The sequence below is a fragment of the Mycobacterium sp. genome (genome assembly GCF_035274705.1).
Lineage (GTDB): Bacteria > Actinomycetota > Actinomycetes > Mycobacteriales > Mycobacteriaceae > Mycobacterium.
This window is the reverse complement of sequence record NZ_DATENY010000136.1, coordinates 18721-32358: the sequence shown is the minus strand read 5'-3', so window position 1 is coordinate 32358 and position 13638 is coordinate 18721. Positions and strand designations below refer to the sequence as shown.

Annotated in this window: 13 protein-coding genes and 1 pseudogene; 6 read left to right on the top strand and 8 right to left on the bottom strand. The window is 66.0% G+C overall.

Annotated features, from left to right (window positions below):
* Window positions 1–386: pseudogene (locus VJV41_RS27775) on the top strand (MFS transporter); the annotation flags it as partial.
* Window position 387: 1 nt separating this feature from the next.
* Here VJV41_RS27775 and VJV41_RS27770 read toward each other — a convergent pair.
* Together VJV41_RS27770 and VJV41_RS27765 are read right to left on the bottom strand one after the other, a co-directional pair.
* A complete protein-coding gene (locus VJV41_RS27770; protein WP_325339276.1) occupies window positions 388–1050 on the bottom strand; it encodes a TrkA family potassium uptake protein in 663 nt (220 codons plus the stop codon).
* Between the two features lie 34 nt (window positions 1051–1084).
* Window positions 1085–1759: a TrkA family potassium uptake protein gene (locus tag VJV41_RS27765; protein WP_325339274.1), complete on the bottom strand. Its 675-nt coding sequence runs from the start codon at window positions 1757–1759 to the stop codon at window positions 1085–1087.
* A gap of 99 nt (window positions 1760–1858) precedes the next feature.
* Here VJV41_RS27765 and VJV41_RS27760 point away from each other — a divergent pair, with 99 nt between their 5' ends.
* Window positions 1859–3850 carry an APC family permease gene (locus VJV41_RS27760; protein ID WP_325339272.1) on the top strand — a complete coding sequence of 664 codons (1992 nt, stop codon included), beginning with the start codon at window positions 1859–1861 and terminating at the stop codon, window positions 3848–3850.
* Window positions 3847–5073 (top strand): class I SAM-dependent RNA methyltransferase, encoded by a 1227-nt coding sequence (locus VJV41_RS27755; protein ID WP_325339270.1) that lies wholly within the window; start codon window positions 3847–3849, stop codon window positions 5071–5073. The genes VJV41_RS27760 and VJV41_RS27755 overlap by 4 nt, the downstream gene beginning before the upstream one ends.
* Before the next feature lie 16 nt (window positions 5074–5089).
* Here VJV41_RS27755 and VJV41_RS27750 read toward each other — a convergent pair whose 3' ends face one another.
* From VJV41_RS27750 to VJV41_RS27730, 5 genes are all read right to left on the bottom strand, one after another.
* The gene (locus VJV41_RS27750) at window positions 5090–5566 is read right to left on the bottom strand and encodes an Lrp/AsnC family transcriptional regulator (protein ID WP_325339268.1); all 477 of its coding nucleotides are present in this window, start codon (window positions 5564–5566) and stop codon (window positions 5090–5092) included.
* A 58-nt stretch (window positions 5567–5624) separates the two neighbouring features.
* Complete coding sequence (locus tag VJV41_RS27745; RefSeq protein ID WP_325339266.1) at window positions 5625–6104, bottom strand: hypothetical protein; 480 nt, start codon at window positions 6102–6104, stop codon at window positions 5625–5627.
* Between the two features lie 148 nt (window positions 6105–6252).
* The gene (locus VJV41_RS27740; protein ID WP_325339264.1) at window positions 6253–6696 is read right to left on the bottom strand and encodes a hypothetical protein; all 444 of its coding nucleotides are present in this window, start codon (window positions 6694–6696) and stop codon (window positions 6253–6255) included.
* A gap of 11 nt (window positions 6697–6707) precedes the next feature.
* On the bottom strand, window positions 6708–7997 hold the full coding sequence (locus VJV41_RS27735) for an ArsB/NhaD family transporter (protein ID WP_325339262.1): 1290 nt from the start codon (window positions 7995–7997) through the stop codon (window positions 6708–6710).
* Between the two features lie 25 nt (window positions 7998–8022).
* Window positions 8023–8466 carry a CBS domain-containing protein gene (locus tag VJV41_RS27730; protein ID WP_325339260.1) on the bottom strand — a complete coding sequence of 148 codons (444 nt, stop codon included), beginning with the start codon at window positions 8464–8466 and terminating at the stop codon, window positions 8023–8025.
* A 187-nt stretch (window positions 8467–8653) separates the two neighbouring features.
* Here VJV41_RS27730 and nhaA point away from each other — a divergent pair, with 187 nt between their 5' ends.
* The 3 genes from nhaA (at window position 8654) to VJV41_RS27715 (ending at window position 12312) form a co-directional block, all read left to right on the top strand.
* Window positions 8654–9934 (top strand): Na+/H+ antiporter NhaA, encoded by a 1281-nt coding sequence (nhaA, locus tag VJV41_RS27725; protein ID WP_325339258.1) that lies wholly within the window; start codon window positions 8654–8656, stop codon window positions 9932–9934.
* Window positions 9935–9961: 27 nt separating this feature from the next.
* Window positions 9962–11872, top strand: a complete 1911-nt coding sequence (gene dxs, locus VJV41_RS27720) for a 1-deoxy-D-xylulose-5-phosphate synthase (RefSeq protein WP_325339256.1) — start codon at window positions 9962–9964, stop codon at window positions 11870–11872.
* A 65-nt stretch (window positions 11873–11937) separates the two neighbouring features.
* The gene (locus VJV41_RS27715; RefSeq protein ID WP_325339254.1) at window positions 11938–12312 is read left to right on the top strand and encodes a glyoxalase superfamily protein; all 375 of its coding nucleotides are present in this window, start codon (window positions 11938–11940) and stop codon (window positions 12310–12312) included.
* A 49-nt stretch (window positions 12313–12361) separates the two neighbouring features.
* Here VJV41_RS27715 and VJV41_RS27710 read toward each other — a convergent pair whose 3' ends face one another.
* Entirely contained in the window at window positions 12362–13636 is a 1275-nt protein-coding gene (locus VJV41_RS27710; protein ID WP_325339252.1) for a ribonuclease D, read from the bottom strand.
* Window positions 13637–13638 lie beyond the last annotated feature (2 nt).

Sequence of the window (13638 nt, the reverse complement as noted above, 5' to 3'; positions counted from 1 at the left end):
CGGGGCTGGTGGTGTTCGGGCTCGGACTGTCGGTCACGGTGTCGCCGTTGACGGCGGCGATCCTGGCCGCGGTCGATCCCGCGCAGAGCGGCATCGGTTCGGCGATCAACAACGCCGTCTCCCGGATCGCGGGGCTGATCGCAATCGCATTCACTGGCGTAATAATCGCCGTAGGCGAGCGCAGCGACGGGAATGGCGTCAGCGCAATGGATTTCGCGGGGTTTCGGCAGGGCGCGGTGGTGACGGCCGTCCTGTTCGCGGTCGCCGGCGTGATCTCGGCCGTCGGGATCCGCAATGCGCAATGCGACTTCGATCGTGTGTCCTCCGACACCGCGGCGCGCTGCCACGACCGTGCGACCCCACCGCCCGCTTACGCGCGCCGCTGACTCAGTGCGGGGGATGCAGCAGCAGTTCGCGCAGGTGGTCCTCGACGTCCGGGACGGCCACGAACAGCAGCTCGTCGCCGCCCTCCAGCGGCTCGTCTCGCTCGGGCACGATCACCCGCGGTCCACGCAGGATCGTCACCAGCGTGGCGTCGCGCGGTAACTCGAGGCGTTTGACGGGTTTCCCGCCCCACGGCGTGTCGTCGGGCAGGGTGATCTCGAGGAGATTGGCCTGGCCCGTGCGGAACTCCATCAGCCGCACCAGATCACCGACGGCGACCGCCTCCTCGACGAGGGACGCCAGCATGCGGGGGGTCGACACCGCGACGTCCACTCCCCAGTTCTCGTCGAACAGCCACTCGTTGCGTGGATCGTTGACGCGGGCCACCACGCGCGGCACCGCGAACTCGGTCTTGGCCAGCAGGCTCACGACCACGTTGACTTTGTCGTCGCCCGTCGCGGCGATCACCACGTCGAATTCCTCGAGCTTCACCGATTCGAGCAGACTCAGCTCGCAGGCGTCCCCAAGGCGCCAGTGCGCGGCGGGTATGGCGTCGACGTCGATGTGGTCGGGATTGCGCTCCAGCAGCGTGACCTGATGCGATTCGACGAGCTCGCGGGCGATGGATCGGCCGACCGCGCCGGCTCCTGCAATGGCGACTTTCATTTGCGCCGCTCCTCCGTGTCGTCGCAGGCGCGCTTCATGCCGTCTCGATATCCTCGCTGGGCGGCAGTGCCGCGATGGCCAGTGCTTCGGCGATATGCCCGGCGATCGCGGCCATGTACACCTGATCGCCGGCCTGGATGACCGTCTTCGCGTCGGGCAGCAGGCCTGCCCCGAACCGGATGACGAATGCGACCCGGCCGCCGGTCCCGGCTTCCAGATCGGTGATGCGGCGGCCCACCCAGTCCTCGTGCAGCGCCAGTTCGGTCACGCCGACGTTGCCGGTCGGGTCGCGCCATTTCGTGGTCTCGGTCTCTCGTGTGAGCACGTTGAGCAGCCGGTCGGTCGTCCACGGCACGGTGGCCACCGTCGGGATGCCGAGCCGCTCATACACCGCGGCGCGCTTGGCGTCGTAGATGCGGGCGACGACGCGCTCCACGCCGAACGTCTCGCGGGCCACTCGAGCCGAGATGATGTTCGAGTTGTCGCCCGACGACACCGCCGCGAACGCACCGGCCTCCTCGATGCCGGAGCGCAGCAGCACGTCACGGTCAAAACCCATGCCGAGGACACGTTCACCCGAAAATTCGGGGGACAGCCGGTGAAAAGCCGTGCTGTCGCGATCGATGACGGCCACTTCATGACCGATTCGGGCCAGGCTGTCCGACAGCGACGCGCCCACCCGGCCGCATCCCATCACCACTACACGCACCTGACGGTCCTTTCCGGCTATGCCTAGAAAAAGCAGTCTCCCGACCCCGCGCACTCGGAACGCTACAGCCAATCGCCGCTGGGCTTACTCTTGGCTCTCGTGTCCAAGCTTTCGACCGTCGCACGACGGCTCGTAATCGGCCGGCCCTTCCGCAGCGACAAGTTGGCGCACACGCTGCTGCCCAAGCGGATCGCCCTGCCGGTGTTCGCGTCCGATGCGCTGTCGTCGGTCGCCTATGCGCCGGAGGAGATCTTTCTGGTGCTCTCGGTGGCGGGCCTGGCGGCCTTCTCGATGGCGCCGTGGATCGGGCTGGCGGTCGCGGCCGTCATGCTCATCGTGATCGCCAGTTACCGGCAGAACGTGCACGCCTATCCGTCGGGCGGCGGTGACTACGAGGTGGTCACCACGAACCTGGGCCATACCGCCGGGCTGACCGTGGCCAGTGCGCTGCTGGTGGATTACGTGCTGACCGTGGCGGTGTCGATGGCGTCGGCGATGTCCAACATCGGCTCCGCGGTGCCGTTCATCGGCACACACAAGGTCTTCTTCGCGGTGCTGGCGATTCTGATTCTGGCGTCGTTGAACCTGCGTGGTATCCGCGAGTCGGGCACCGCGTTCGCGATCCCGACCTACGCCTTCATGATCGGCATGTACATCATGCTCGGCTGGGGGTTGTTCCAGATCTATGTCCTCGGCAATCCGCTGCGGGCCGAATCAGCCACATTCGAGGTGCGATCCGAGCACGGTCAGGTCATCGGTTTTGCGATGGTGTTCCTGGTGGCTCGGGCGTTCTCGTCCGGATGTGCGGCGCTGACTGGTGTCGAGGCGATCAGTAACGGTGTACCGGCGTTTCGGAAACCGAAGTCGCGCAACGCGGCAACGACGCTGCTGCTGTTGGGCGCCGTTGCGGTCTCGTTGTTCATGGGCATCATCTTGTTGGCCAAGGAGACGGGCGCCAAGGTTGCGGACACCCCGGAGCAGCTGGTGGGCGCGCCGCCGGGATATCAGCAAAAGACGCTCATCGCACAGCTGGCCGACGCGGTCTTCCATGACTTTCCCGTCGGGCTGTACCTCATCGCCGGGGTAACCGCTCTGATCCTGGTCCTCGCGGCCAACACGGCATTCAACGGCTTCCCGGTGCTGGGATCCATTCTCGCCCAGGATCGTTACCTGCCGCGCCAGTTGCACACGCGCGGCGATCGGCTGGCATTCTCCAACGGCATTCTGTTCCTGGCGTTCGCGGCGATCGCCTTCGTGGTCGCGTTCCGCGCCGAGGTGACCGCGCTGATCCAGCTCTACATCGTGGGCGTATTCGTGTCGTTCACGCTGAGTCAGATCGGCATGGTCCGGCACTGGACGCGGTTGCTGCGCACCGAAACCGATCCCGCGGTACGGCGGCACATGATGCGGTCGCGGGTGATCAACACGGTCGGCTTCATCTGCACGGGAACCGTGCTGATCATCGTGGTGGTGACCAAGTTCCTGGCGGGGGCGTGGATCGCGATCCTGGCGATGGGTGCGCTTTTCGTGATCATGAAGATGATTCACAAGCACTACGACACGGTCGCGCGTGAGCTCGAGGAGCGGGCCGCCGAGGACACCGACATGGTCCTGCCGAGCCGCAACCACGCCATCGTGCTGGTCTCCAAGATGCATCTGCCCACGATGCGGGCGCTCGCCTACGCTAGGGCCACCCGGCCCGACATGCTGGAGGCGATCACCGTGAGCGTCGACGACGCCGAGACGCGCGAGCTGGTGCACAAGTGGGAGGACAGCGATATCAGCGTGCCGCTCAAGGTGATTGCCTCGCCGTACCGCGAGATCACCCGGCCCGTCCTGGACTACGTCAAACGGGTCAGCAAGGAATCGGCACGCACCGTCGTCACCGTGTTCATCCCGGAATACGTCGTCGGCCACTGGTGGGAACAGGTGCTGCACAACCAGAGCGCGTTGCGGCTCAAGGGACGTCTGCTGTTCATGCCGAACGTGATGGTGACATCGGTTCCGTGGCAACTGCAATCGTCCGAGCGAATCAAGACATTGCAGCCGCACGCGGCCCCGGGAGATATTCGTCGAGGATTCACGGATTGAGCGAACAGGTCGCCGATTCGCCGGCGTGGCCGGCCGAACTAGTCCTTACCACCGATGCCCCTGCCAACGGCGGCAGCTGCGTCGCGCGCCACGAGGGCCGCGTGGTGTTCGTACGCTACGCACTGCCGGGGGAGAAGGTCAGGGTTCGCGTCGTCGGCGATCACGGATCCTATTGGCACGCCGACGTTGTCGAGGTGATCGAACCGTCCGCCGACCGCATCGACTCGCTGTGCCCGATCGCCGGTGTGGACGGCGCGGGCTGCTGTGACTTGGCGTTCGCGGCGCCCGACGCTGCGCGGCGCCTCAAGGGCGCCGTGGTCGCCAACCAGTTGTCGCGGCTCGGTGGCTACATGTGGCGCGATGAAGACGATGCGGTGGCCGAGCCGGTCGGCGACGTCGGTGCCACCGGCTGGCGGACGCGAGTGCGGTTGGACACCTCGGACAACGGCCGCGTCGGGTTCCACCGTTATCACAGCGCGCAACTCGTGACCGAACTCGACTGCGCGCAGCTCCCGGCGGGCATGCTCGACGGCCTGCAGGACTGGGTGTGGCCGTCCGGTGCGCACGTGCACGTGGCGCTCGACGACGACGGAAACCGGCACGTGGTGCAGGCCGGGCCACGCACCGGGCGCAAGTTGGCCACACACGTCATCGAAGGTCAGTACGAGGCGGTGCAGCGGGTCGCGGATCGGGAGTGGCGGGTGCCGGTGACCGCCTTCTGGCAGGCACACCGCGATGCGCCACGGGTGTACAGCGAGCTGGTCACCGGGTGGGCTCGACTGGAGCCGGGCATGACCGCGTGGGACTTATACGGTGGCGCAGGTGTTTTCGCGGCGGCCCTGGGGCGCGCCGTCGGCGACACCGGTCACGTCGTCACCGTCGACACGTCGAGAGGAGCCTCCCGGTCGGCGCGTGAGGCGCTGGCCGACCTCGGCCGGGTGTCGGTGGTCACGGACTCGGTGCGCCGTGCATTGGCGGCGCAGCGACAGCGCGCCGATGTCGCGGTACTCGACCCGCCGCGATCCGGCGCGGGCCGCGACGTGATCGATATGTTGGCCGCGGCGGAGGTGCCTCGGGTCATTCACATTGGTTGTGAAGCGGCATCGTTCGCCCGCGATGTCGGGTTGTACATCGGCCACGGCTACGCCGTGGAGGACCTGCGGGTGTTCGATTCGTTTCCGCTGACGCACCACGTCGAATGCGTGGCGGTGCTCACTCGCTGAGGCCTGAGCGCAGCGGCTAGCGGGTGCCCCAGTTGTACTGCTGCTTAACCGTTTTGAGGTAAACGAGAGTTTCGGCTTGATATACGTCGGGCAGGGTGCGGATCCGCGTGTTGAGTATCTCGAGTAGATGCGCGTCGTCCTCGCACACCACCTCGATGACCAGATCGAACCTGCCAGCCGTCAGCACGACGTAGTTGATGGCGTCGACTGCGGCGAGCTTTTCCGCGGTGGCGGCGCTGTTCCCAGAGCAGCAGATGCCGATCATCGCTTCGCGACCGAAGCCGAGCTCCCTGGGATCGGTGACCGCCACGATTTGCATCACCCCGGCTTCGAGTAGGCGATTCACGCGTTGCCGGACGGCTGCCTCCGAGAGGCCGACGGCCTCAGCGATTCCGGAATACGAGCGACGACCATCTTGCTGAAGGGCGTCAATGATCGCCTTGGAAACGTCGTCCAACGGCGGCCTTGTAGCCGAGACGCCGGTGTCAGCCATGGATCGATTGTGCACGGCAGGCAGTGGCTGTGTGCAGGTATCGACGTTGCTGGGCGTGTCAGTGTTGGGCGAAAAACCGTTGTAGCCGCCGGTGCCGGTGGCCGAACAAAGCTCGCAGCGCCGCGGCTACGACGGGCGTGGCCAGACGCAGCGGCGCGCGGAGCTCGAACGTGATGCGATCCCGCACAAGGGCTTTGCCATCGTCGCGCGGGGTCACGCTGCGTTCGTGCCGCCATCGCCGCATGCTCATCATCGTGGACTGTTCGTCGAAACCGCGGCCAGGTTGTAGTTCGGCGATGCAGAGCAGGTCGTAGTCGAACGGAAGGACCCCGAATAGCCGCATCCAGCACCGGCCGATCGGCGTGCCGACCGGTACGGTGTCGACGGTCAGCGATTCGGCTGCGCGCGGCATCGACATCGTCATCCACGGCCGAATTTCGTCGTTGATGCCCTCCGGTGTGACCACGCGCGCCCACACCTGCTCGGCGGCCGCGTCGACGACGCTTTCCCGTTCGAAGATGACCGGCTGACTCGCCATGGCGTTTCACGCTATCGAAGTAAACGGGGCAGCGGGTTGCTACGTCCTTGGCGCTGAGGATCGCTCGTACCAGCGATCCAGCAGGAAAGGCATCTCCTGAAACAGGAACTCGTAAAAGTCGGTGTGCTGCGCGGTCACGGCGGAACAGCTAGCCGACGAGGTGGGTGATGAGCTGATACAGCGCCCACACGAACAGCACCGCCATCACGATGATCTCCCGCCAAGCGAGGCCTGGGTGCGCCTGAATGGCGTAGGACATGATTTTCCTTGGTGCAGCGTCTGATTCAGGAGCCTGTTCCGAGGCAAGCGGTTCACTGAAGCGGTGAAAGAAGATCTGAATGACAAGCATCCCGACGATCAAACCGGTGATGAAGCTGACGGGCTGCATATCGGTGAACAACAGAAGGACGACGAGGCCGACGATGATGACCAGGGTGACGCTGTCGTAGATGCTGATGATCTTGCCGCCGCGTTCATAGTACGAGGCGATCCGCTTTATCCGGGTCGGGTACGGCACTATGAAGCCGACGGCGAACTTCACCAACCCCTGCACGCAGAACGCAATGAGCAGCACCGTCAACGCAATGGACATCGGAATCCTCTCTATTCGAAAACGAAGTACCGCAGCCACAGATACGGGGCGGACACCGCGACGGTCAGCGCCGTCACGGCCGCCCCCTTGCGCGTGAATTGCCAGAACGCGATCGGATACCCTTCGCGTCCGGCGATGCCGACCATCACCACGTTTGCGCTTGCGCCGACGGCGGTCATGTTTCCGCCGAAGCCCGCTCCGATGGCCAGCGCCCACCACATGGCCTGCACGTGCGCGGGATTGGGAATGGTCGTAGCGAGGTCGGCAACCACCGGGGTCATAGTCGCGACATACGGGATGTTGTCGATCAGACCTGAAAGTATCGCCGAGACAACGAGTATCAACATCGTCGCCAACAGTGCGTTACCGCCGGTGACGTCACCGGCCAGGCGTGCCAGGCCGGCGATCACACCGGTCTTCACCAGCGATCCAACGAGCACGAACAAGCCGGCGAAGAACAACAATGTCTCCCACTCGACGCTCGCCAGATAGTGGACGCTTTCGACGCCCGAAATCGTGATCAACACTCCGGCGCCGATCAGCGCCACGATGGATGGCTCGACGTGGGTGGCCGAACTCGCGACCAATGCGGCGATGACGCCGGCCAGCACGACGCCCGACTTGGCCAGCAGTCGCACGTCGCTGATCGCCTCTCGTTCGTTGAGAGACATCACCTCGGCGACCCGGTCCTCGCGCACGCCGAAAGTTCCCCGGAACAGCAGCGGCAGCGTCGCCACGAAGACGATGATCGCGATGATCGCCATGGGCGCCAGATGGATCAGAAAGTCGTTGAACGACAAGTTCGCTCGGCTCCCGATGATGATGTTCGGAGGATCGCCGATCAATGTGGACACGCCGCCGATATTGGATGCGAGGACTTCGGCGATCAGAAACGGAATCGGGTTGATGTCGAGGCGTTCGCACACAAGCAGCGTGACCGGCGCGATGAGCAGCACGATGGTCACGTTGGGCAAGATCGCCGACGCCGTCGCTGTGATGAGGACCAGAAGAATCATCAGCCGCAGCGGTGAACCGCCGGCCCGCTTGGCCGCCCAGATGGCTGCGTACTCGAAGCCGCCTGTCTGCCGGAGCACGCCGACGATGATCATCGTGCCGAGCAGCAGAAAGATTACGTCCCAATCGATTCCGGTATCGCGGGAGTAGAACACGTCCCGCGAGTCGACGATCCCCAGCGCCAGCACCACCGCGGCGCCGCCGAGCGCGACCTTGACCTTGTGGATGCGTTCGGTCGCGATGAGGGTATAGGCGACGACGAAGACAACTACCGCAACGATCGCCACCGAACCACCCCCTGGCTGCCGGTGATCAATGCGACAGGGCGACCTCGAGTATTCGCGCGGCGGTTATCACGCCTACGAGTCCCTTGCTGCCCGTCACGACAACCAACGGCGAACGGTTGCGCGCCATGACTGCCGCCACCTCGACGATCGTGTCGTCCGCATTGACCGTGGCCATATCCGGCGGCGGCTTCGGCAGCACCGCCGAGACCGTCTTGCCGCCCAACTTGTCGGCAACGCGGTCGGCCATCGACTCGCTCAGCACGCCCGCGAGCGACGGGTCCTCCTGGACGTATGCAGGTACGAGCAGGCGGACGACCTGCGAAGCGGGCAATATCGTCACCGGCGTCCCCGCGCTGTCCGTCACGACCAGCCCGGGCAGCCGGCGGGTGGCCAGCAGCCTGACCGCGTCGAGCGCATTGGAGTCCAGCGCGACGACGGGAAACTCCTCGGCGATCTGTTCGGCCCGCACAAATCAACGCTACGACGCCGAGATGGGATTGCAGCGCCAATCGATCACTCCCGCGGCCGTACCCAAGTCGTCACCTGCGGTGCGACTGCCGACCAGACTTCCCGGCGCTCCACCAGTAAAGATGCCGTAAAGACGCTGTGCCGGCAACCGAATTCGAATATCCCGTTGAGTCACTAGACTTTCGGCAATGGCTACCCTTCGACTGCTGACGCGTGGCTCGTGGTCGGAGACGCAACGCTTTTCCGAGATCCTGCGCAGGGAAACCGTCGGCGGCGTGCTGCTCCTCGCGGCGGCGGGCGCCGCGCTGATATGGGCGAATTCGCCCTGGGCGCATGCCTATCGGACGGTGTCTGAATTCGCCATCGGACCGGAATCGCTGCATTTGCACCTGCCGCTGTCGGTATGGGCAGCCGACGGGCTCCTGGCGATCTTCTTCTTCGTGGTCGGGTTGGAGCTCAAGCGCGAGTTCGTCGCCGGCGATCTGCGCGATCCACGCCGCGCAGCGTTGCCGATCGCCGCGGCCGTGGGCGGAATGGTGGTGCCCGCGGCGATCTTCATCGGGGTCAACTTGCTCAGCGGGCACCCCCAGAACCTCGACGGCTGGGCGGTGCCGATCGCCACCGACATCGCGTTCGCACTGGCCGTGCTCGCAGTGTTGTCGACCCATCTGCCGACCGCTCTGCGGACGTTCTTGTTGACGCTGGCGGTCGTCGACGATCTGCTCGCAATCGTCGTCATCGCCGTCTTCTACACCGACCATGTGTCACTGGTGCCGATGGCGCTCGCACTCGTGCCGATCGGTCTGTTCGGGTTGGCCGTGCAACGCGGAGTCCACTACTGGTGGTTGCTGACGCCGCTGGCGGTCACCGCATGGGCGCTGGTGCACGCGAGCGGCGTGCACGCCACCGTCGCGGGGGTCGTGCTGGGCTTCACGGTCCCGGTGCTGGGTCGGCGCGGGCAGCCCACCGCGGAACTCTTCGAGCACACGATGCGGCCGGTATCCGCCGGCTTCGCGGTGCCGGTCTTCGCCTTCTTCGCCGCGGGCGTGACCGTCGGCGGCTGGTCGGGGCTCGCCGACTCGCTGCTGCATCCGGTCACCGACGGCGTCATCGCCGGCCTGGTGATCGGCAAACCCCTCGGGGTGTTTCTGACAGCGTTTCTGCTCGCCAGATTCACCCATGCAACGCTCGACGACGATCTGGCGTGGCGTGACGTGCTCGGCGTGTCGCTGCTCGCGGGCGTCGGTTTTACCGTGTCGTTATTGATCGGTGAGCTGGCCTTCGGCTACGGCACCACCACGGGCGACGACGTCAAGATCGGCGTGCTCGTCGGCAGCGTTATCGCAGGTGTGCTGGCTTCGCTCGTGTTGTTGAGCCGTAATGCGGTCTACCGCCGCATACATCTGGCCGAGTCGGCTGACGCGGATCGCGATGGTGTGCCCGACATCTACCAATCACAACAGGACTGAGCCAGCGCCCCTGCGTACACTGGCGGAATGCTTGAACAGATCCGCGGTCCCGCCGATCTGCAGCACCTGACCCAGCAGCAACTCACCGCTCTGGCGCACGAAATCCGGGAATTCCTGATCCACAAGGTCGCTGCAACGGGTGGACACCTCGGGCCCAATCTGGGTGTCGTGGAGCTCACACTGGCGCTGCATCGCGTGTTCGACTCGCCGCACGACCCGATCATCTTCGACACGGGCCATCAGTCCTACGTCCACAAGATGCTGACCGGTCGATCGCTCGACTTCGACACGCTGCGCAAGAAGGGCGGTCTGTCGGGTTATCCGTCGCGCAGCGAGAGCGAGCACGACTGGGTCGAGTCAAGCCACGCCAGCTCGGCGCTGTCGTACGCCGACGGGCTGGCCAAGGCGTTCGAGCTGTCCGGGCACCGCAACCGGCACGTGGTGGCCGTGGTGGGCGACGGCGCGCTGACCGGCGGCATGTGCTGGGAGGCGCTGAACAACATCGCCGCCGCGCGCCGGCCGGTCATCATCGTTGTCAATGACAACGGCCGCAGCTACGCACCCACGATCGGCGGGTTCGCCGAGCACCTCGCTGGGCTGCGGCTGCAGCCGGGCTACGAGAAGGTGCTCGAGGAGGGCCGCAAGGCCGTGCGCGGCGTGCCGCTCATCGGCGAGCTCTGCTACCAGTGCATGCACAGCATCAAGGCCGGTATCAAGGACGCGCTGTCCCCACAGGTGATGTTCACTGACCTCGGCGTGAAGTACGTCGGCCCGATCGACGGCCACGACGAGCACGCGGTGGAGAGCGCGCTGCGCAACGCCAGGGGCTTCAACGCCCCGGTGATCGTGCACGTCGTCACTCGCAAGGGCATGGGTTACGCGCCTGCCGAGAACGACGAGGCCGACCAGATGCACTCCTGCGGCGTGATCGACCCCGAGACCGGGCTGGCCACGTCGGTGCCGGGGCCCGGCTGGACGTCGACGTTCTCCGAGGCGCTGATCCGGTTCGCCGCCAAGCGCCGCGACGTCGTGGCGATCACCGCCGCGATGCCCGGCCCGACGGGGCTGAGCGCCTTCCGCCAGCGGTTCCCCGATCGGTTCTTCGACGTCGGCATCGCCGAGCAGCATGCGATGACGTCAGCCGCCGGGTTGGCGATGGGCGGCATGCATCCCGTCGTCGCCATCTATTCGACGTTCCTGAACCGGGCGTTCGACCAGATCATGATGGACGTCGCACTGCACAAGCTGCCCGTGACGATGGTGCTCGACCGGTCGGGTGTCACCGGGTCCGACGGTGCCAGTCACAACGGCATGTGGGATTTGTCGATGCTGAGCATCGTGCCCGGAATGCGTGTGGCCGCGCCGCGTGATGGCGCGCGGTTGCGCGAGGAGCTGGGCGAAGCACTCGATATCAACGGTCCTACCGCCATTCGGTTCCCGAAAGGCGATGTGGGCGAAGACATTTCGGCGGTTGAGCGACGCGGCGGAGTCGACGTGCTCGCGGTGCCTGCCGACGGGCTGTCCGGGGACGTGCTGCTGGTTGCGGTGGGGCCGTTCGCCCCGATGGCGTTGGCGGTCGCCGAGCGGCTGCGCAACCAGGGCATCGGCGTGACCGTGGTCGATCCGCGATGGGTGTTGCCGGTGCCTGACGTGATCGGCGAGTTGGCGCGGGCGCACAAGCTGGTCGTCACGGTGGAGGACAACGGGGTCAACGGCGGCGTGGGGTCTGCGGTGTCGGCGGCGCTGCGGCGTGCCGAGATCGACGTGCCGTGCCGCGACGTCGGGCTGCCGCAGGAATTCTTCGCGCAGGCATCGCGCGGCGAGTTGCTCTCCGACGTCGGCCTGACCGACCGCAACATCGCCCGCCAGATCACGGGTTGGGTCGCCGCACAGGGCGCACCCGTCGCCGAGCGGGAAGTCAGCGAGCGCCTCGACTGACGGCTGGGGCATGGATGCTTTTGGATGGCGTCAACAATGTTGACGGTGTGCAGAGGGGTGGCCTGATGACTGACGTCCGCATCGGCGCGCCGGTACCGATCCTGCGGATCTTCGACGTCGACCGCGCAGTGGACTTCTACTGCGGCTATCTGGGCTTTCACCGCGACTGGGAGCACCGCTTCGAACCCGATTTTCCGGTCTACATCCAGGTCAGCCGGTCGGAGGCGGTGCTGCATCTGTCCGAGCACTACGGCGACGGCAGCCCCAACACCGCGGTGTGGATCCCGGTCAGCGATATCGAGGCGCTGCACCGCGAACTCATCGACCAGCAGCACGGGTATTCACGGCCGGGCATCGAATATGACGCGCCGGGCGGTCCGACCGTCGACGTCATCGACCCGTTCGGCAACATGCTGCGGTTCTGCCAGCGCACCGGTTAACGCGCGAGCAGACGCAAAAGCACCCAAAACCGCGGCGTGTCGGGGACTTTTACGTCTGCTCGGCCGGTATGAGTGCCTCCGACAGCACCGGGATGACGAGTTCACGCTGCCATGGCCGCACCTGCGCGTCGCGCAAGAACTCCTCGACGACGGCAGCGATGTCCTCGACCGGCTGCCAGTCCCACATCAGCCGCCGCACGACGTCGGGGGAGATGATGTTCTCCGACGGAACCGAAACCCGTTGCGACAGTTCGGCTAAACCTGCACGGGCTGCCTCGAGGCGTACGGCGGCTTCCGGTTTACGCCGGGACCACCGCGACGCGGGCGGCGGTCCGTTCGACGGCTCCTGCGGCTGAGGCGGGTCGGCGGTTCGTGCGCGGGCCAGCGCATCCAGCCACATCTGTGCGCTGCGGCGCTGCCGGTTCCCACCGAACACGGGCAGCGCGGTCAGCTTCTCGACGGTGTCGGGATCGGTGGTGGCGGCATTGATGATCGCCGAGTCGGGCAGGATGCGGCCCGGCGCGATGTCGCGGCGGCGGGCAATCTGGTCGCGCGTCTGCCACAGTTCGCGCACCGCGGCCAGCGCCCGCGGGTTGCGCACCTTGTGGATGCCCGACGTCCGACGCCACCGATCCCGCCGCGTCGGTGTGGCCTCGTACGTGCGCAGGTATTCGAATTCCTGTGCCGCCCAATCGGTTTTGCCTTGCTCATCGAGCACGGCGGCGATCGCATGGCGTAAATCGAGGAGCACCTCGACGTCCAGCGCTGCATAGTTCAGCCACTCGTGCGGCAGCGGCCGCTTCGACCAGTCCGCCGCGCCGTGGCCCTTCATCAGCTGCAGCCCGAGCAGCCCCTGCACCATCGCGGCCAGGTTCACCCGGTCGTAGCCGGCCAGCCGGCCGGCCAGTTCGGTGTCGTAAAGCTTCGTCGGCTTCATCCCGATCTCGGCCAGACACGGCAGGTCCTGATCGGCGGCGTGCAGCACCCACTCGTCGGTGGTCAGCACCTCGGCCACAGGCGCGAGCGTCGACACCGCGTCACCGCCGTGGTTCACCGGGTCGATCAGCACAGTGCCCGCGCCTGCGCGGCGAATCTGCACCAAATACGCGCGGTTTGAGTACCGAAAACCGGACGCGCGTTCGGCGTCGACCGCGAAAGGCCCGGTTCCCGACGCCAAAACATCTGCGGCCCTGCTGATTTCGCGACTGCTCACGGCCAGTTCCGGCACGCCGTCGCGAGGCGCCAACAGGGGTGTGGCTTCTACTTCTGAGGATTCGCCGTCGTCGGTGGCCGCGCTGAAGCCAGACTCCACGGACTCGGCCATCG